This is a genomic window from Terriglobia bacterium, from assembly GCA_020072845.1.
Classification (GTDB): Bacteria; Acidobacteriota; Terriglobia; order Terriglobales; family Acidobacteriaceae; genus JAIQGF01.
Genome location: JAIQGF010000005.1, coordinates 65,594 through 84,504 on the forward strand (window position 1 = coordinate 65,594; position 18,911 = coordinate 84,504).

Annotated in this window: 12 protein-coding genes; 9 read left to right on the top strand and 3 right to left on the bottom strand. The window is 64.0% G+C overall.

Features of this window, described 5'->3' with window-relative positions; genetic code table 11:
* Window positions 1-39: 39 nt before the first annotated feature.
* Both LAN70_05095 and LAN70_05100 read right to left on the bottom strand, forming a co-directional pair.
* Window positions 40-2,214 (bottom strand): TonB-dependent receptor, encoded by a 2,175-nt coding sequence (locus tag LAN70_05095; protein ID MBZ5510530.1) that lies wholly within the window; start codon window positions 2,212-2,214, stop codon window positions 40-42.
* An 81-nt stretch (window positions 2,215-2,295) separates the two neighbouring features.
* Window positions 2,296-2,673 carry a hypothetical protein gene (locus tag LAN70_05100; protein ID MBZ5510531.1) on the bottom strand — a complete coding sequence of 126 codons (378 nt, stop codon included), beginning with the start codon at window positions 2,671-2,673 and terminating at the stop codon, window positions 2,296-2,298.
* A gap of 298 nt (window positions 2,674-2,971) precedes the next feature.
* On the opposite strand from LAN70_05100, the gene fusA reads away from it, so the two are divergent.
* From fusA to LAN70_05125, 5 genes are all read left to right on the top strand, one after another.
* On the top strand, window positions 2,972-5,077 hold the full coding sequence (gene fusA, locus LAN70_05105; GenBank protein MBZ5510532.1) for an elongation factor G: 2,106 nt from the start codon (window positions 2,972-2,974) through the stop codon (window positions 5,075-5,077).
* Between the two features lie 16 nt (window positions 5,078-5,093).
* Window positions 5,094-5,300 carry a hypothetical protein gene (locus LAN70_05110; GenBank protein MBZ5510533.1) on the top strand — a complete coding sequence of 69 codons (207 nt, stop codon included), beginning with the start codon at window positions 5,094-5,096 and terminating at the stop codon, window positions 5,298-5,300.
* Between the two features lie 173 nt (window positions 5,301-5,473).
* On the top strand, window positions 5,474-5,956 hold the full coding sequence (locus LAN70_05115; GenBank protein ID MBZ5510534.1) for a prepilin-type N-terminal cleavage/methylation domain-containing protein: 483 nt from the start codon (window positions 5,474-5,476) through the stop codon (window positions 5,954-5,956).
* Window positions 5,957-6,145: 189 nt separating this feature from the next.
* Window positions 6,146-7,180, top strand: a complete 1,035-nt coding sequence (gene ruvB / locus LAN70_05120) for a Holliday junction branch migration DNA helicase RuvB (protein ID MBZ5510535.1) — start codon at window positions 6,146-6,148, stop codon at window positions 7,178-7,180.
* A 61-nt stretch (window positions 7,181-7,241) separates the two neighbouring features.
* Window positions 7,242-7,682: a hypothetical protein gene (locus LAN70_05125; GenBank protein ID MBZ5510536.1), complete on the top strand. Its 441-nt coding sequence runs from the start codon at window positions 7,242-7,244 to the stop codon at window positions 7,680-7,682.
* A gap of 34 nt (window positions 7,683-7,716) precedes the next feature.
* Here LAN70_05125 and LAN70_05130 read toward each other — a convergent pair whose 3' ends face one another.
* Window positions 7,717-8,154 carry a CBS domain-containing protein gene (locus LAN70_05130; GenBank protein ID MBZ5510537.1) on the bottom strand — a complete coding sequence of 146 codons (438 nt, stop codon included), beginning with the start codon at window positions 8,152-8,154 and terminating at the stop codon, window positions 7,717-7,719.
* Between the two features lie 195 nt (window positions 8,155-8,349).
* Here LAN70_05130 and LAN70_05135 point away from each other — a divergent pair, with 195 nt between their 5' ends.
* The 4 genes from LAN70_05135 to acnA all read left to right on the top strand — a co-directional run bounded on the left by LAN70_05135 (window position 8,350) and on the right by acnA (window position 18,796).
* A complete protein-coding gene (locus LAN70_05135) occupies window positions 8,350-10,788 on the top strand; it encodes a protein kinase (protein MBZ5510538.1) in 2,439 nt (812 codons plus the stop codon).
* Between the two features lie 66 nt (window positions 10,789-10,854).
* On the top strand, window positions 10,855-13,101 hold the full coding sequence (locus tag LAN70_05140; GenBank protein MBZ5510539.1) for a HEAT repeat domain-containing protein: 2,247 nt from the start codon (window positions 10,855-10,857) through the stop codon (window positions 13,099-13,101).
* Window positions 13,102-13,137: 36 nt separating this feature from the next.
* Window positions 13,138-15,798, top strand: coding sequence for an RNB domain-containing ribonuclease (locus tag LAN70_05145; GenBank protein MBZ5510540.1), 2,661 nt, complete (start codon window positions 13,138-13,140; stop codon window positions 15,796-15,798).
* A gap of 190 nt (window positions 15,799-15,988) precedes the next feature.
* Entirely contained in the window at window positions 15,989-18,796 is a 2,808-nt protein-coding gene (acnA, locus tag LAN70_05150) for an aconitate hydratase AcnA (protein MBZ5510541.1), read from the top strand.
* Window positions 18,797-18,911 lie beyond the last annotated feature (115 nt).

Below are 18,911 nucleotides of genomic sequence, written 5' to 3' on the forward strand. Positions count from 1 at the left end.
AGCCCGGGGAGGGCGCCGGGGCCACAGTTTTTCATTTCGCTAATACTTGAACCGGTAGCGGACTTCGACCATCACTTCGCGCGGGTTGACGTAATGAGTGCCGCCGAAGGTGTTGCTGTTGTCGAGTAAGTAGTGGTTGTTATTCAAGTTCAGGCCGCTGGCCTGGATGGTCCAACTCTCGCCGAACGTCTTGCCCAGGGCAAGATCGAACGTGGTGTGCCGCGGGAGATGGAAGGGGCCGTCGCCGTCAAGAAACCCGGAACCATAGTGAAGGTTGGCGGACGTCCAGGCGCGCAGCGGCAGGCGCAGGGTGCCGCCCAGCGTGAGCGTGTCGCGCTGGTCGTGGTCGAGGGAGTACCAGGTGTCGGGCGGCGGCGAGAAATCCGTCAAACCGCCGGTTACGCCGCCAAAGCCTTCCGCCCACTGCCGCGAGAAGGCGAGATGAACGCTGGCGCGGCCGGCGATCTGCGGGGAACGCACGGTGGCTTCGTAGCCGCGAATGCGGGCGCGGTCAATGGTGAGCGGAAAAAAGATGTTGGAATTGCCGAGAACGTCGTGGTCGAAAAAGTTTTTCGCAGTGGTGCGGAAGTTGGCGAAGTCGAAGCTCCAGCCGCGAACCGGGATAGTGAGGCCAAATTCGCGCTGTTCGTCACGCTCTCCCTTGAGCGGCAGGAAGCCGAACCCCTGGCTGGCGGCAAGGGCGAGCACCGGGCCACCCACGCTGAACAGCGGCGGCGCCTGGTAGTAGCGTCCGTAGAAGGCGCGCAAGGTCCAGCGCAGCCGCGGGATTTGCACCGTGGCGCCGATACGCGGGTCGGCCACGGTCTCGCTGACGGCGCCGCTGAAGTGCGTGAGGCGCACGCCGGCATTCAAGGTGAGCCATGATGCGGCCTTGAACTGGTCCTCAGCAAACAGGGACGCGAGGCTGCCCCACGCATGATCTGACGCGCTGAACGCACCGCCGTCGCTGGTCAACGCAAGTGCGCGCGATTCGTGCTGCATGAAGCCTGCCAGGCCGATGCGGGCATTGTGGCGGTCGTGGTCGATGCCGAGCGTGGCCACCCCGCCGGCATAGTTGGAGCCGCGATCGTCATTGAGGCTGCCCTGATAGTGCGCGCTGTTGAAATGGTAGAACGGCGAGACGGTCAGCATCAGGCCCTCGGGCGAAGTGTGCACCCAGGAGAAGTTGGCGAAGACGTCGCGCTCGTTGTCCACGTCGCGCAGACCGGCGGCCTGGGCATCGGGATCGTTGGGGACCTGGTAGTGGTCGCCGCGGGCGGAGATCACGGATCGCAGTTGGTCGTTCGGCGTTTTGTTGTAGATCAACGACGCGAACGCGCTCAGGCCGCTTCCGAGATCGTGCAGCACCTGCGGGACCGGGGTTTCGAGACCGAGATCGGTACGGTTGCCGGATACGCTGCCGTAATAAGCGAAGCGCTCATTGTGGCTGCCGAAATTGAACTGGTCGTTGGTCTGGTTGAAGCTGCCGAAGCTGGTGACGAGTTCGGCCTGGCGGTCGCGCTCGAAGCCCGAACGCGGGACCACGTTGAGCACGCCGTAGGCGCGGTCGCCATATTCGGCGGAGTACCCGCCGCGCTGGATTTCCAGGTAATCGATGTCCTTGGGATCGAACTGCGGGCCGACATTGCTGGCGATATTGGTGTTCGGCACCGGAACGCCATCGAGCAGCCAGGTGACCTGGTGTCCGCCCCGCAGGTGCAGCTGGTCATGCACGATGACCGCGCTGGGCGTAAAGTCGGTGACCATGGCGAGACTGTTGGTGCGGTCGGCGCCGGGAGTCTGCGCGATCTGCTCGCGGCTGACCAGGCTCGTGGTGGTGGAGGTCGTGGTACCGACCGATTCGGGCTCAGCGCGCACCTCGACCTCCTGCTTCACCCGCGCCACCGACAGCGGGAAGTGCAATTCAGCAACGTTGCCGGAGATGATGGTGATGGGCTGGCGGGTATCGGCGAAGCCGGGTGCGGCGACCTCGACTTCATAGGCGCCGGCTGGGAGCGCCTCCAGGCGGAATTCGCCGAGATCGTTGGTGACCGCGGTCTTGCGGAAATCGGAGTTGACGGCGCGGATCACGACCTGGGCGCCGGCGATGGGACGATGCTGGGCGTCGTGTACCAGGCCGCGAATGCCGCCGAAGACGGTGGCCTGGCACAGCGAACCGCATAAAAGGAGAAGCAAAGGCCAGCGCTTGCGCATGAAGTGGCTCCTGCCGCGGATGAACGCGGATCAACCCGGATTCCACTCTTCCGATCCGCGGACATCCGTGAAAATCCGCGGTCAGATTGCTTCGGTGGCAGGTGCGCTGCGCGGCGGGGCGCGGGAGGCGTGCAGGCGGGAAGGAGCGGCAGCAGCTTGGGACAGTGACTCGGAGAGTTGGGGCGCGCGATAGACGGAGAATGAGAACGCAATGGCGGCGGAGGCCAGGTGCGCGCGGGCATTGGGGAGAGCGTGGCACCATCCGCAGGTGTGGCAGACGGATTCGAATTTGGCGCCCGAGTTATTGTGCGAGTGGCAACCGTGGGCGGCGCGCATGCAACAGGCTGGCGAGGCTGGCGAAGAGGCAGCGGCAGCCAGAGCGGTGGCCATCGGCCAGCAGAGCGCCAGCACGATTAGCACCGCGGTCGCGCGCGCGAATTGGCGTTGGCCGCCAGTCATGGGGAGTTAGAGTTGTCCCCGGTCTTTACGGATACTCAAAATTACGGCCCCCACAGCTTGGCGCCAGTATGCGATGAAGCGGGGGCGAGGCGCAAGGCGGAAACCGAGGGCCGGCAGCCCGGGTTGAGCCGCAAATTTCCCGTCTGCTAGAATCCTAGGTTTCATAGCTCTCCCGTTCGCCCTTCCGCAAGGGGACCCAATGGCACCCCATAACGCGCAAAGCCGGCGCGTTCTGGGGACCCCGCAATCCCGCCGGCGGTACAACCCGGGACGTGGAATGGCCTGAAGGAGTTTCATCGTGAAAGTTTATGAAGGCGTCAACGTGCGGAATGTCGTCGTGGTGGGCCACGGCCATGCCGGCAAGACACAACTGATCTCCGCCATGCTCTACACCGCCGGCACGACGCCGAAACTGGGGCGCGTGGACGACGGCAGCACGACCACCGACTTCGACGAAGAGGCCGTGGCGCGGAAGATGACAATTGCCAGCGCGGTGGCCTACGCCGAATGGAGAGGCACGAAGGTCAACTTCATTGACACGCCCGGCTTCAACATGTTCGTCCACGAAGCCCGGATGGCGATGCCGGCGGTAGAGGGCGCTGTGGTAGCCGTGGACGGCGTCGGCGGGGTGGAGGTGGTGACGGAGAAGACCTGGCAGTTCGCGGAAGAATACAACCTGCCGCGGGTGATCGTGGGCACGCGCATGGACCGCGAGCGCGCCGACACCGAGCGCATGCTGGAATCGGCCGTGGGGGCGTTCGGACGCGCCGTGATGCCGGTGCAGATTCCCATCGGCAGCGAGAAGAACCTGAGCGGCGTGGTCGACCTGGTCAAGATGAAGTCTTACACCTACGACATGGGCGGCAGCGGCCAGGGCAAGGAAGGCGAGATCCCGGCGAACCTGAAGGACGCGGCGCAAAGCGCGCACGAGAAGCTGGTCGAGCTGATCGCCGAGGGCGACGATGCGCTGATGGAAGAATTCTTCGACCAGGGCACCATCGGTGAAGAGCACCTGCTCGCCGGCCTGCGCAAAGCGTTGGACGAGCGGCGGATTTACCCCGTGCTGTTCACTTCCGGGCTGGGGAACATCGGGGCCGACCGGCTGCTGCAGTTCATCGCCGATTACCTGCCGGCGGCGACCGGGCGTCCGGCGGTGGAAGCCATGCCGGGCAGCGGCAACGGCTCGCCGCAGATGCGCAAGGTGGCGGACAACGAGCCCGCGTCGGCCTTCGTGTTCAAGACGCTCAACGATCCCTTTGCCGGCCGCATTTCGTATTTCAAGGTGTACTCCGGCGTGGTGAAGAACGACGCCACGCTGCAGAACTTCACCCGTTCCAGCTCGGAGAAACTGGCGCACGTCTCGGTGATGCAGGGCAAGAATATGGTTCCGGTGAACGAACTCCATGCCGGCGACCTGGGAGCGGTGGCGAAACTGCGGGACACGCTGACCGGCGACACGCTGGGCGACAAGGGATCGCCCATCCAGTATCCGCAGGTGAAGCTGCCGGAGCCGGCCATCACCTTTGCCATCGAGCCCAAGACGCGGGCCGACGAAGACAAGCTGTCCAACGGCATCGCCAAGCTGCGCGAGGAAGACGCCATGCTGCGCTTCTTCCGCGACGCGCAGACCAAGGAATTCCTGATCGCGGGCACGGGGCAGCAGCACATCGAGGTGACCGTCTCCAAGCTCAAGAAACGCTTCCACACGGAAGTCAATCTGAAGGCGCCCAAGGTGCCCTACCGCGAGACCATCCGCGGGCGCGCCGACGTGCAGGGACGTCACAAGAAGCAGACCGGCGGGCACGGGCAGTTCGGCGATTGCCGCATCAAGATGGAGCCGCTGCCGCGGGGAGCGAACTTTGAGTTCGTGAACGAGATTTTCGGCGGCTCCATCCCCAAGAACTTCATTCCCGCGGTGGAAAAGGGAATCGTGGAGGCGGCGCAGCGCGGTTTCCTGGCCGGCTACCCGGTGGTGGACTTCCGGGTGGTGCTCTACGACGGCTCCTATCACGACGTGGATTCCAACGAATTGTCGTTCAAGACCGCGGGCCGCATCGCGTTCAGGAAAGCCATGGAGCAGGCCAAGCCGACGCTGCTGGAGCCGGTCATGCGGGTGGAGATCGAGATTCCGGACGAGTTCGCGGGCGCGATCATGGGCGATTTGAACGGGCGGCGCGGGCGCATCCAGGGCATGGACAACAAGGCCGGCAAGACGATTATTAGAGCCGAGGTCCCGATGGCCGAGATGCTGACCTACGGCGTGGACCTGACCTCCATGACCCAGGGCCGGGGGTCGTTCAACATGGAAATGAACCACTACGACATCGTGCCCGCACAACAACAGGAGAAGATCATCGAGAACTACAAGAAGGCGCGGGGCGAGGAGACGGCGGAAGAGGAATAATTCCGAGTTGTAGTTCATGGCGCGCTTTGAACAGTTCGAAATCTGGGAGTTCAACCGCGGGCGATGGGATTTCATTGCATCGTTCAAGGATTTCGACGTGGCGCACGTCATGGCGAGCAAACGCCGCTACCGCGTGCGGCTCATGCAGGTGGTGTATGAAAACGGCAAGGCCGTGGATCAGCAAATACTGAGCGAGATCGGCGCCACGCGGGATGAACCGTAGCTGGTAATTAGGCCACCGACTAAAGTAACTTGCCGATGTCTTGGAATTGCGGCAAAATGGGTGCGATTCTCCTCCCCCTATTACTTCCTAAGTACCCTCCCACGAGCTTCCGCCAAAACGGGCCTATGATGTCACTTGCACGCGTTCCCCCGCGGGCGGGAAAGGGTGCGGCTATGAGGAAAGCAAAGGGATTTTCGCTGATCGAGCTGCTGATCGTGGTGGCAATCATCCTCATCATTGCCGCGATCGCCATTCCGAACCTGATTCGATCGAAACTGGTGGCCAACGAGGCATCGGCGGTGGCGTCAGTGCGGACCATTACTACGGCGGAAACGGCCTACGCACAAACCTTTCCCAGTATCGGTTACACCTGCACCATCGGAGAGTTGGGCCCGCCGGCATCGGGAGGGCCAATCACCTCGAGCAGCGCGGGCATCCTGGACGCGGTACTGGCGTCGGGCGTGAAAGCGGGATACACCTTTTCGATTTCGAACTGCACGGGAGTTCCGATTTCCACCTACAGCTCGATGGCGGTGCCGCTCACCGTCGGCGCCAGCGGCACGCGCTCTTTCTGCTCCGACGTCAGCGGAATCATCAGGCAGGGAAACGACGGAACGGCGGCGACATGCCAATCGGCCGGCATCGTGCTGCAATGATTGGGTGATTTAGTGATTTGTGATTTAGTGATTTCATAACTTACGATTTCGTGATGTCCATCGGGCTCAGACGACCTTCAATTACCCCGCCGTTTTCCATCAAATCACTCAATCGCTGAATCACCCAATCACGCTATCGCCAAATCCCTCAATTGCCTCGGCGGCGCTTTCGTCTTACTATCGCCGCACGTGCCTACATCCAAGGAAAACCCAGACCGCATTGTTTCCGCCGCTCCGCTGGACGACGATGCGTCGTTCGAACTGAAGCTGCGGCCCCGCCGCCTGCAGGAATTCATCGGGCAGGCGAAGGTCAAAGAAAACCTCGCGGTGGCCATCGAGGCGGCGCGCTCGCGCGGGGAAGCGCTCGATCATGTGCTGTTGTACGGCCCTCCCGGCCTGGGAAAAACCACGCTGGCCACCATCATCGCCAACGAACTGCGAACCCAGTTTCAGCAGACCTCGGGGCCGGCGCTGCAGATCAAAGGCGACCTGACCGCCGTCCTCACCAACATCCGCGACAAACAGGTGCTGTTCATTGACGAGGTCCACCGGCTTCAGCCCGCGCTCGAAGAACTGCTCTATTCGGCGCTGGAGGATTACAAGCTCGACATCATCATCGGGCAGGGGCCGTCCGCGCGTACCCACACCATTGACGTGCAGCCGTTCACCTTTGTCGGCGCCACCACCCGGGCGGGATTGCTCTCGTCCCCGCTGCGCTCGCGCTTCGGAATCGTGCTGCGGCTGGAGTTTTACACGCACCAGGATTTGGAAATCATCGTGCGCCGGTCGGCGGAAATTCTGGGCGTGAAGATCGATGGCGAAGGCGCGTTGGAGCTTGCCTCACGCGCCCGCGGAACGCCGCGCATCGCCAACCGCCTGCTGCGGCGCGTTCGCGACTATGCCCAGGTCCGCGGCGGCGGCCACATCGATCGGGCGACCGCCGAGGCGGCCCTGCAGATGCTCGAGGTGGACCGCCACGGCTTTGACGAGATTGACCGCAAGCTGCTGCTCACCATCATCAACAAGTACCAGGGTGGTCCGGTCGGCGTGAACACCCTGGCGGCGGCGTTGGCGGAAGAGCCGGACGCGATCGAGGAAATCTACGAGCCGTTCCTGATTCAAATCGGCTTCCTGAACCGCACGCCGCGGGGACGCACGGTGACCCATCTTGCCTACGAGCACTTCGGGCTCAAGCCGGGACAAAGACAGAACACACTGTTCTAGGCCCGGCGCAACAGCTATGGGCAGCAACGGATTTGCTCGTCAACTAGCAACGGAACGGCGGTTGCAGTGCACCAGCCGCCTGGGGTGGTCCTGGCTCGCGCTGTGCGCCGCACTTGCCCTCCACGTTACCGACGAAGCGCTGACCGGCTTTCTGAACGTGTGGAATCCGACCGTGGCCGCCGTGCATGCGCGCTGGCCGTGGTTTCCGATGCCGGCGTTCCGTTTCGATGTCTGGCTGGGCGGATTGATCGCGCTGGTCGTCGTTCTGTTTGCGGCTTCGCCGCGCTTCTTTCACGGCGCTGGAGTCCTTCGCCTGCCGGCCTACGTTTTTTCGGCGTTGATGGTGGGAAATGGACTGGCACACGCGGTGGCAACCGCTCTCGGCCACACCGTTCCCGAAGTAAGGTTTGCGCGACCGGCGCCGGGTTTCTATTCTTCGCCCCTGTTGATCGCGGCGGCGGTGTGGGTCATCGTCGAATTGCGCCGCACCGCCGAGCCTTGAGCCGGCGCTACGGCTTACGCTTTCCCCCGCCTGATCATCCTCCCGGAGCATCGTTGGTCATGTACTGCTCCATGGTGTCGAGGCGTTCGGTGAGTTCGTCAACGCGCCACTGCAGCAGATTGCGGATGGAGAGCATGGCGATCAGACGGCCTTGATCGTCCACCACGGGAAGATGGCGGAAGTGGCGCTCCATCATGATGGCGAAGGCCTCGCCGGGCGACGTATCGGCCGTGGCCAGAATGACCGGGGCCGTCATCAGACCGGCGACCGCGGTCGTGGCGGGATCGAGGCCGCTGAGGGCGAGTTTGCGCAGGACATCGCGCTCGGTAAAGATGCCGGCGACCACTCGCTTTTCGTCCACCACCGTGACCGCGCCGACGCGATGCTCGAGCATGATCTGGATCGCATCGGCCGCGCTCGTCTCCGGTTGGACGACGGCAGGATGCTCGTCACAGAGATGGAGTAAGCCCATGAGCGTCTCCTTGGAATCCTCGCATTATCCCCAACACCCCTGCGGAAGAGGTCAGATTATGACGGTTGCGCGCGCCGGCTTCAAGTGGTGATGTAACCAAGCGAATTCTAGCGTCGGTTATCCCTCCCCCCGGTGCCCCGCGTTGATTTTGTGACGGGGCAGACCTAAGATGCCGATACCGCGGGGTACGCCGCCGTGATCGGGCAAACCATCTCCCACTACCGCATTGTGAAGAAGCTGGGCGGCGGCGGCATGGGACTGGTGTACGAGGCCGAGGACATCCGCCTGGGCCGGCGAGTCGCGCTCAAGTTCATCCCCGAAAACGTCTCCGGCAACGGCGCGTCGCTGGAGCGGTTCACGCTGGAAGCGCGCGCCACCTCCTCGCTCAATCATCCCAACATCTGCACCATTTACGACATCGCCTCGCACAACGGCATGCCGTTCATCGTCATGGAGTTGCTCCAGGGGCACAGCCTGAAGGACCGGCTGGACCGTGGACCGCTGGATGCTCTGGAGGTCCTGGACATCGGCATCCAGATCGCCGACGCGCTGGAGGCGGCGCATGCGCAGGGCATCGTGCATCGCGACGTGAAGCCGGGAAACATTTTTCTGACGCACCGCGGGCAGGCGAAAATCCTCGATTTCGGGCTGGCGAAACTGGCGCCGGAGCACCAACTGGTGGCCGTCGGCGATAGCGACGGCGGGCGCGGGCCGCGTCACCGGCCCAGCGAGGCGATCACGGAGATGAACGTGATCCCGGGAACGACCGTGTACATGTCGCCGGAGCAGGCGCGGAACGAGCCGATCGATGCGCGCAGCGACTTGTTCTCGCTCGGCGTGGTGCTGTACGAGGCGGCGACCGGGCACAAGCCGTTTATGGCCAGGACCTCAGTGCTGGCGCTGGCGGCGATCCAGCACCAGAAGCCGGTGTCGCCGCTCACCCTGACCCCGTCGCTGCCGCCGGGGTTCGAGCCGATCATCGGCAAGCTGCTGGAAAAAGACCGCGAGCTGCGCTACCCCAGCGCGCACCATCTGGGTCAGGACCTGCGCGCCTTGAAACGGGAGCTGGAACTGCAAGCGGTGGGGGCGGAGGTGCCGGCGCGGGCGCCGGTCGCGCCCACCCGGACATTCCGCAAGCTCAGCGTGCGGCAGATCTACACGCTGGTGGGCATCGCGGGGCTGCTGGTCATGATCCTGCTGGTGATTACGATTTGGTGGGCGAAGCACGGCGGCGGCGGCCCCGCGCCGGTGGCGGCCAACAACACCATCGTGGTTCTGCCCTTCAACAACGTGAGCGGCGACCCGGATACGGATTACCTGCGCTTTGCCGTGCCCGACCAGTTGGTGAAAATCCTGGCCTACACGCGCTCCATGGAGATCCGGCCGGTGCCCTCGGCTGCGAAGTACCTGCAGGGGAACTTCGATCCGCAGCAGGCCGGGCGCGAGCTCCACGCCGCCAACGTGCTGACCGGGCACTACATGAGCCAGGGCGACCGGCTCATCATCACCTTGGACGACGTAGACACGCGCTTCAACCGCTTGGTGTGGCAAGGCACGGTGACGGTGCCGGCGTCGAACCTGCTGACTCTCCAGGAAGAGCTGGCGGCGCAGGTTCGGCAGGGATTGCTGCCGGCGCTGGGGTCGTCTTCGGCGATGATCGCGACCGCCACCCAGCCGCACGATGCCACCGCCTACGATCTCTACCTGCGCGGCTCGGCGCTGCCTCACGACGCGGCGCCCAATAGCACCGCCATGACCATGTTGGAGCGCTCGGTGGAGTTGGACCCGAAGTTTGCGCCGGCCTGGGACGCGCTCGGACTGCGCTACTACTACGAATCCCAGTACTCGGCCGGAGGCAAAGAGGCGCTGCAAAAGTCGGCCTCGGCCTATGAAAAGGCGCTGGCCTTGGATCAGAACCTGATTTCGTCGGCGGCGCACCTGACGCGCTTGCGCGCCGAAGCCGGCGAGATCGCCAAGGCCTACAACGAGGCCGTCGACCTGGCGAAGCGGCGGCCGGAAAACGCCCAGGCGCACTTCACCCTGGCCTACGTGCTGCGCTACGCGGGCGCCCTGCACAATGCGGCCAGGGAATGCGATGCGGCGCTGCAACTGGATCCCGGCAACTACGACTTCCGCTCGTGCTCGTTCGTGTTCTTCGAGTTGGGCAACACTAATCGAGCGCTGGAATACGTCCACCTGGACAGCGGGTCCGACTGGGCGGCGAGCGTGTTTCCGGCAATTCTGGTCCGCGAGAACAAGCCCGAGGAAGCCAAGGTGGCGGCGACCAAGATTTCGTCGCGTCCCGCCTGGTACGCCGGTCTGCTGCAGGCGTGCCTGCAGCCCGTGTCACCGGCGGAAATGCATAAGCTGACGCTGGCCGCGGCGCCCAGCATCCTGGAGCAACGCGATCCCGAGTTCCGCTACTATCACGGGTCGTTGCTGGCGTGGTGCGGCGAACTGGACACGGCGTCGGCGCTGATCGGCAGCGCCATCGAGCAGAATTACTGCTCGAACACGGCGCTGCTTAGCGATCCGGCTTTGGCGAAGCTGCGGGCGGCCCCCGAGTATTCGGCGCTGGCGGCCCAAGCCAAGCAGTGCCATGACCGGTTTACGTCCGCAACCGGCCGGCGGTGAAGCATCCCCGCTGGCAGTACGCGGACGCTTGGCAACCCGGCCAAGTGCTCATAAGCTAGCCCTGAGATGCTCGACTCCAAGCAGCTCAAGGTCGTGGGCCTGCGCTTCGCACGCGCGCTGCAGATCGCGGTGCGGACCTCGGGCATGTTATCCCCCGACCACAGTGTCGCCGCCGGGCCGATCCAGGACAGCTACAACCAGCTCAATTCGATCTTGAAAGAACAGCACGCTTTTACCTTTGGGTTCGTGGAAGGGCGAATCCTGGTGGACACGGTCCTGACCACGGCGCGCGGCTTGAACCAACTGGAAGATGACTTCCTGAAACGGGGCGTGAGCGCGCTGAAGTTTGAAGCTGGCCTGCCACTGGCGCGCTACAAGGCGGTGTTGGCGATGCTGGCCACCCCGTTAAGGAAGATTGAAGAAATCGGCGGGACCGCGCCCTTTCTTGCGCGCCATGAAATTGAGGGTGTGCACATTTTCCCGGCGAGCAATACGCAGAAGCGTACGGCCAGCGGCGACACGGTGCTGGAGATGGACGCAGAGGCGTTTCTGCGCGCGCAAAACGCGGAAGAAGCGGGCGCCGGCAGCGTGTTCGCCGGATTGTTGGATTCCGCCGCCCCCGGCGGAGGGGGACTGAGCGGCGGCCCGGATGAAATCCTGTCGCGGGTGACGCCACTCCTTGAGGCTGCCATGGCGGGTCAGGGCGGCGAGCCGGAAAAGGCCTACGCGTCGCTGGCGCAGGTGCTGCAGGGCCTGCGTCCCGACGCGGTGTTGGCGGCGTTTCCGCCGTCGCGCCGGGAAGAAGTGAAATCGCTGCCGGCGAAAGAAGTCGCGGCGGAACTTGTGCAGTCGCGGGCGATGGACTGGGCGGCACAGCAATTGGCCTCGGTGCCCAGCGGCGGCGACGCGTTCGTCGTTGAAGAGCAGGTGGTGCATGCGCTGGCACGCAGCCTGCATGCCACGCAAATGGCGGAGAAGCTGGCGGGACGGCTGGCGAAATTCTTCCAGGAATACAGCTTCCCCACCCACCTGGTGGAAAAGGTGCAGACCGAGCTGACCTGGATCGCGCTGCCGCCGCAAGAAAAACACAAGCGGTTGCTGGCGATCGAGCGCTTTCAACGCAGCGATTTCAGCCGCCTGATGGAACACGTGCGCGAGCTGATGCGCAAAGCGTTCGCCGTGGACGCGACGGAGCTCGCGCTGCATTACCTGAAATTCCTGGACCGCGAGCCCGACCAGATCGAGGTCGAGGAATTGTCTCGGCTGCCGGAGTTGATCACCGCCCTGGCCGGCGTGCACACAGGATTTGCGCAGACTGCGACCGACAAGCTGCTGGAGTTGCTGCAGCGCGATGTCTTCGAATCGTTCCGCCACATGCAGGTGCTGAACGCGCTGGTGGCGCTGTCGAAGTCGGCGGCAACCTACGAGGATTACGACATCGTGCAGAGCGCCGGTTCGGCCATGGAGCAGTTGCTGGCCGACAACCGCGAACGTCACGCCGCGTGCTGCGGCAAGATGCTGGGCCTATTACTGCCGCCTTCGACCTTCGAACGCGTGGTGGAGCTCTACCTGGAGAAGCGGGCCGACTCGGCGTGGGCGCGCCGAACCGCGGCCATGATCCACCGCGCCGGCGCTCCGGCCGTGGAGTTCCTGTTCCAGCGGCTGGAGGTCGAAGGCAACGGCCAGAACCGGATGGCGATCATACGGCTGATCGCGCGCATGGGACCGGTGGGGATCGAGGTGGTGCGGCAACGCCTGGCAGATTCGCGTTGGTACGTGGTGCGCAACGCCTGCATGCTACTGGGGGATTTGGCGGACCCCGATATGGCGGTGCACGTGGCGCCGGTGCTGCAGCACGCCGACGTTCGTGTGCAACGCGCGGCGGCGGAGGCCCTGATCAAGACACGCGCGGCAGGGCGGGCGCAACTCTTGGCAGCGGCATTGCCGTTCTTGCTGGATGATGTGTTGGGGCAGGCATTGAATGAACTGATGTTCCTGAAGACTCCGGAGACGGTCGGCGATCTGGAGAAATTCCTGTTCTCCGACAGTCCGGGGCGGAACACGCATATGACGCGGGGCGTGCAGGCGCTAGCGGAAATCGTTTCCGAGAAAGCCGCCGCGGTGCTGGCGCGTGTGGTGACGGATCGCAGCCTGCAGCTTCCGCCGCGAAAAATCGCGCTTGATGCCCTGCTGCGCAGCAGCACGCCGGCAGCGCGCACCGCGCTCGTTAATTTCACGGCGTCCTTCCCTGACGACGCGCTCACTGCCGAAATCCGGCGCGGCATCGGCGGCCTTTCCGCCTCGGCAGATTGATTCGCCTTCCCGGGGGGCGCCGCATCCAATGAGGCGATGATTTCCGACAGTGCCATCCTGCGAAAAATCGGCCAGCAGCCGAAGCAGTCAGCCGGGCTGAAGCAACTGCTGCGCGAGCTGGGTGTGCGCGGCGAAGACCGGCGCGCGTTCGCCGCGCAGTTGGACCAACTGGTGCGGCGCGGCGAACTGGTGGCGCACGAGGGCGACCGCTACGCCATCCCGAAAAAAGCTGCCGATAAGAACCTGGTATCCGGCCGCTTGACTATGCACCGCGACGGCTACGGGTTCGTGATTCCCGACAGCGAGGAGTTGCGCCAGCGTCTGAACGGCGATATCTACATCGGCCCTCAAAATACCGACAACGCCATGCACGGTGACCGCGTGCTGGTGGAATTGCGCCGGGAACGCGGTGATGGGCGCGCGGAGGGGCAGATCGTCAAGGTCATCGGGCGCGCCCACGCTACCGTCGTCGGCACCTTCCACTATGGGGCGCGCTCCGGGGTCCTCGGCAGGCCCGGTGTTGGCCTGACGGGGTGGAATTACGTCACGCCCATGGACGAAAAGATCACGCTCGACATCGTGATCCTGCGCGGCGCCGAAATTCCCTCTGGCGGTGTCATCCTGAGCGAGCACGCCGGACTTCCGCGCGGCGAAGCCGCGCATCATGGCGCGCGAGTCGAAGGACCTAAATCACGCGCGAAGCGCATCTCCGTTGATCGCGTGCTGGGCGCGGAGGCCAAGCGCACGGAAGTGGCGGAGGACCTGGAGAATGTCGTCGTCGATGTCGAGCTTACCGAGTGGCCGACTCCGACCCAGAACCCGCGCGGGCGCGTGGTGGAGATCCTTGGCTACGAGGACGATTTCGGCGTGGACGTGGAGATCGTGATCCGCAAGTACCACCTGCCGCACCGCTTTCCCACCGCGGTGCTGGCGGAGGCGCAGGCATTCGACAACATTATTCCGGCTCGCGAACTGCGCGGGCGGCGCGACTACCGCACCCTGCCGGTCGTGACCATCGACGGCGAAACGGCACGCGATTTTGACGACGCGGTGTTCGTGCGCCGCTTGCACAACGGAAATTTCCAGCTCCAGGTGCACATCGCGGATGTGGCGCAGTACGTGCGCGAGGCATCGGCGCTGGATGCGGAGGCGCGGCTGCGCGGCAACTCGGTTTACTTCCCCGACCGCGCCGTGCCGATGCTGCCCATCGAGCTATCCACCGACCTGTGCTCGCTGCGTCCGCACCTGGACCGGCTGGTGCTGTCATGCGTAATGGAGATCGATTCCAAAGGCGACATCGTGGGCTACGAAATTAGTCCGGGCGTCATCCGCTCGGCGGAGCGCATGACCTACACCGACGTGAACGCCATCCTGGAAGGCGACGCCAAGCTGCACCAGCGTTATCACGCGCTGGTGGACGTGTTCGAGCTGATGCGCGAGCTGGCCATGATCCTGAACCGCAAGCGCGTGCGGCGCGGCTCGATTGATTTCGACCTGCCGGAGCCGGTGATTGAGTTCGACGAATTCGGGCTGATGAAGACGATCACGCGCTCGGAGCGGAATTTTGCCCACCGGCTGATCGAGGAGTTCATGCTGGCCGCCAACGAGAGCGTGGCCTCGTACCTGGAGAACAAGGGCGTGGAGTCGCTCTACCGCATCCACGAAAAGCCCGATCCCAAGCGGGTTTACGAGTTCGAAAATATTGCGGTCGCCTTTGGCTATTCCCTGGGCGTGGGCGCGCTGCCGGTGAAACGTTTCTCCTACACCGATCAGCGGCGGCCGGGGCGAGGTCCGGGGCGGACGCGCTCGGGCCAGCAGCGGCACGAGATGGAAATCCCGCAAGACCTGCCCATCACGCCGCGCATGTACCAGAAGCTGACGGAGAAGATCGCGGGCAAGCCGGAGGAACGGATTTTGTCCTACCTGATGCTGCGCTCGCTGAAGCAGGCGAAATATTCCGAGGAGAATGTCGGGCACTTCGCGCTGGCGGCGCCCACCTACACCCATTTCACCTCGCCCATCCGGCGCTACCCGGACTTGATCGTGCACCGGATCTTGAAGCAGGTGCTGCGCGATTCGGCGGAGAAGCACGATGGCCCGGTGCCCCTGGGCGTGGGAGTTCTGAGCGAAAAACGTGGAGCTTGGGCGGACGGCAGTCGCCAGTCGCCGGTCGCCAGTCGGCAGGAAAAGCAGGAGTCGCCGTGGGGGAAAGGATCGCCGAAGCGGGCAGGACATCGGGAGCGGACACGAGACACGGGCGAGGATGCCCTCGCCACCCACGAGGGCCCGATCCCGCCCGAGGTGCTGCACGAAATCGCCATGGAATCGTCGGAATCGGAGCGGCGGGCCGACGATGCCGAACGCGAGCTGATGGAATGGAAGAAGATCAAGTTCATGCAGGACCGCGTCGGCGAGGACTTCGAGGGCCTGATCACCAGCGTCACCAGGTTCGGGTTCTTTGTCGAGCTGATGGACATGTTCATCGAGGGCCTGGTGCCGCTTTCCACGCTCACCGGCGACCAGTACACCTATCACGACAGTACGAAGCAGATCGTCGGCCAGCGCACCAAGAAGAAGTACTCGCTGGGAGACAAAGTGCGCGTGATCCTGGACCGGATTGACAACGTGCAACGCAAGCTGCAGTTCGCGGTCGTCGAGGAGATGCCGTCGCGGGCGCAGCGGCGCCCCAAGGGATAGTTGACGGTTGCTCATTGCCGGTGGTTGGCCGCTCTCACCAACCCTGCAATTCGTCTGTCACTCACACCTGTGATTCCCGTCACGTCCGAAACTGTCACCGACATCTCACATTTGTTTTAAACTGGATGGTTATCGTTGGCCCGCGGAAGCATCCATACCGGCCACAACTCATACCAGATTGGACATAGCCATGACCAACAGCTTTGGCAGCCGCTCCACGCTACGCGTCGGCAGCAAGGAATACGACATTTTCCGCCTGGACGCCCTCGACAAGCAGGGCATCTCGACCACGCACTTGCCGTTCTCGCTTCGCATCCTGCTGGAAAACCTGCTGCGCACCGAAGACGGCAAAGCGGTGAAAGCGGATGATATCCGCTCGCTGGCGGCCTGGGACGGCAGGGCGGTGCCGGTGAAGGAAATCGCCTTCACCCCGAGCCGCGTGCTGCTGCAGGATTTCACCGGCGTCCCCGCGGTGGTTGACCTGGCGGCCATGCGCGAAGCGGTGGGAAAGCTGGGCGGCGATCCGGGAAGCATCAATCCCATCTCACCGGCCGAACTGGTCATCGACCACTCGGTGCAGGTGGATGAATTCGGTACGCAGTGGGCGTTCCAGGTGAATGCCGACCTGGAGTTCCAGCGCAACAAGGAGCGCTACGCGTTCCTGCGCTGGGGCCAGGGCGCGTTTGAGAACCTGAAAATCGTGCCCCCGGACACCGGCATCGTGCACCAGGTCAATCTGGAGTACTTGGCGCGGGTGGTCTTTGTCGGCAGCGCTCACAATGGCAATCGGCCGCTGGCCTACCCCGATACCCTGGTCGGGACGGATTCCCACACCACCATGATCAACGGGCTGGGCGTGCTCGGTTGGGGCGTGGGCGGCATTGAAGCCGAGGCCGCCATGCTGAACCAGCCGGTCTCGATGCTCATCCCGCAAGTCGTGGGCGTGAAGCTGACCGGCAAACTGAAAGAAGGCTCGACCGCCACCGACCTGGTGCTGACCATCACGGAAATGCTGCGCCGCGAAGGTGTGGTCGGCAAGTTCGTCGAGTTCTACGGGCCAGGCCTGCACACGCTGGCGCTGGCGGATCGCGCCACCATCGGCAACATGTCGCCGGAATACGGCGCCACCTGCGGCATCTTTCCCATTGATAAGGAAACGCTGAATTATCTGCGCCTCAGCGGGCGCAGCGAGGAGCAGGTCGCGCTGGTCGAGGCCTACTGCAAGGAGCAGGGCCTGTTCCACACGCCGGATTCACCGGAAGCGAACTATTCCACCTACCTGCGGCTCGACCTGGCGTCGGTGGAGCCGAGCGTGGCCGGGCCGAAGCGGCCGCAGGACCGGGTGCGGCTGTTCAATGTTCCCGACGGATTCCGGCAGACCCTGCCCACGCTGCTGCGCCCTGGCAGCAAGACCGCGGAAAAAAACGACAAGCAAGTTGGCCGCTTCGAGGGCGAGGGGGGCAGCACCGCGGTCGGCGTCGAAGACACCGAATCGCCCTCGGCTGACAAGCCGGTGATGGTGGACCTGCGCAAGGAACTGCGGCACGGCAGCGTGGTCATTGCCGCGATCACCAGTTGCACCAACACCTCCAACCCGTCGGTCATGATGGCGGCGGGAATCCTCGCCAAAAAGGCGGTGGAGCGCGGGCTTTCGACCAAGCCGTGGGTGAAGACCTCGCTGGCGCCGGGATCGAAGGTGGTTACCGAGTACTACAAGAAAGCGGGGCTGACGCCGTTCCTGGAGAAGCTGCGCTTCAACCTGGTCGGCTACGGCTGCACCACGTGCATCGGAAACTCGGGGCCGCTGCCGGCGGAAGTTTCCGACATCATCAACGACAAAGAGCTGGTAGCCGTCTCGGTGCTCAGCGGCAACCGCAATTTCGAAGGACGAATTAATTCCGAGGTCCGCGCCAACTACCTGATGTCGCCGCCGCTGGTGGTGGCCTACGCGCTGGCGGGACGCATTGACATTGATTTGGCGAAGGAGCCGCTGGGGCGCGACCAGCAGGGCAAACCGGTGTACCTGCGCGACATCTGGCCGAGCTCCAAGGAAGTGGGCGAGGCCATCGCAAAATGCATTGACAGCGGCATGTTTCGCGGCAGCTATGCCGACGTGTACAAGGGCGACGAGCGCTGGCAGTCGCTGGACGTGCCCGCGGGCGAGACCTTCGCCTGGGACGCGAAATCCACCTACATCAAGGACCCGCCGTATTTCGACGGCATGGGGCCGAACCCGCCGGAGGTGAACGACATCGCCGGCGCGCGCGTGCTGGCAGTCCTGGGCCACAGCGTGACCACCGACCATATCTCGCCGGCGGGGTCCATCAAGCCCGACAGCCCGGCGGGCAAGTACCTGATCGCGCACGGCGTTGATGTGAAGGATTTCAATTCCTACGGCTCGCGGCGCGGCAATCACGAGGTCATGATGCGCGGCACCTTCGCCAACATCCGCCTGCGCAATAAGCTGGTGCCCAAAACCGAGGGCGGCTTCACGCGCCACCTGCCCGACGGCGCGGAGATGACCATCTTTGACGCCGCCATGAAATACAAACAAGAGAAAGTGGCGCTGGTGATCATCGCGGGCAAGGAGTACGGCTCGGGGTCGTCCCGCGACTGGGCGGCCAAGGGACCGATGCTGCAGGGCGTGCGCGCGGTCATCGCCGAGAGCTTCGAGCGCATTCACCGTTCCAACCTGGTGGGCATGGGCGTGCTCCCGCTGCAGTTCTCCTCCGGCGACGATCACGAAACCCTCGGGCTTACCGGCGAGGAGACGTACGAAATCACCGGCTTGCGCGATCTGATCGAAAACTACAAGCCGGGACAGAAGGTCACGGTCCGCGCCCGGCATCCCGAGGGCACGGTGCGCGAGTTTACCGTCAGCCTGCGCATTGACACCCCGCAGGAAGCGCTCTACTACAAGCACGGCGGCATTCTGCAATTCGTGCTGCGGCAACTGCTGGCGGCGAAGAACAAGCCGGAAGTGGTCAGCGCGGGCTGACGGCGGCGGCGGACGCGAGCACGGGAAGCACGGTGACGTAAAGCAGTGGCCAGTGGTCAGTGGCCAGTCACATGTCGCAGAGGGCAGCGGCACTTCTCAGTGGGATGTCATAGCA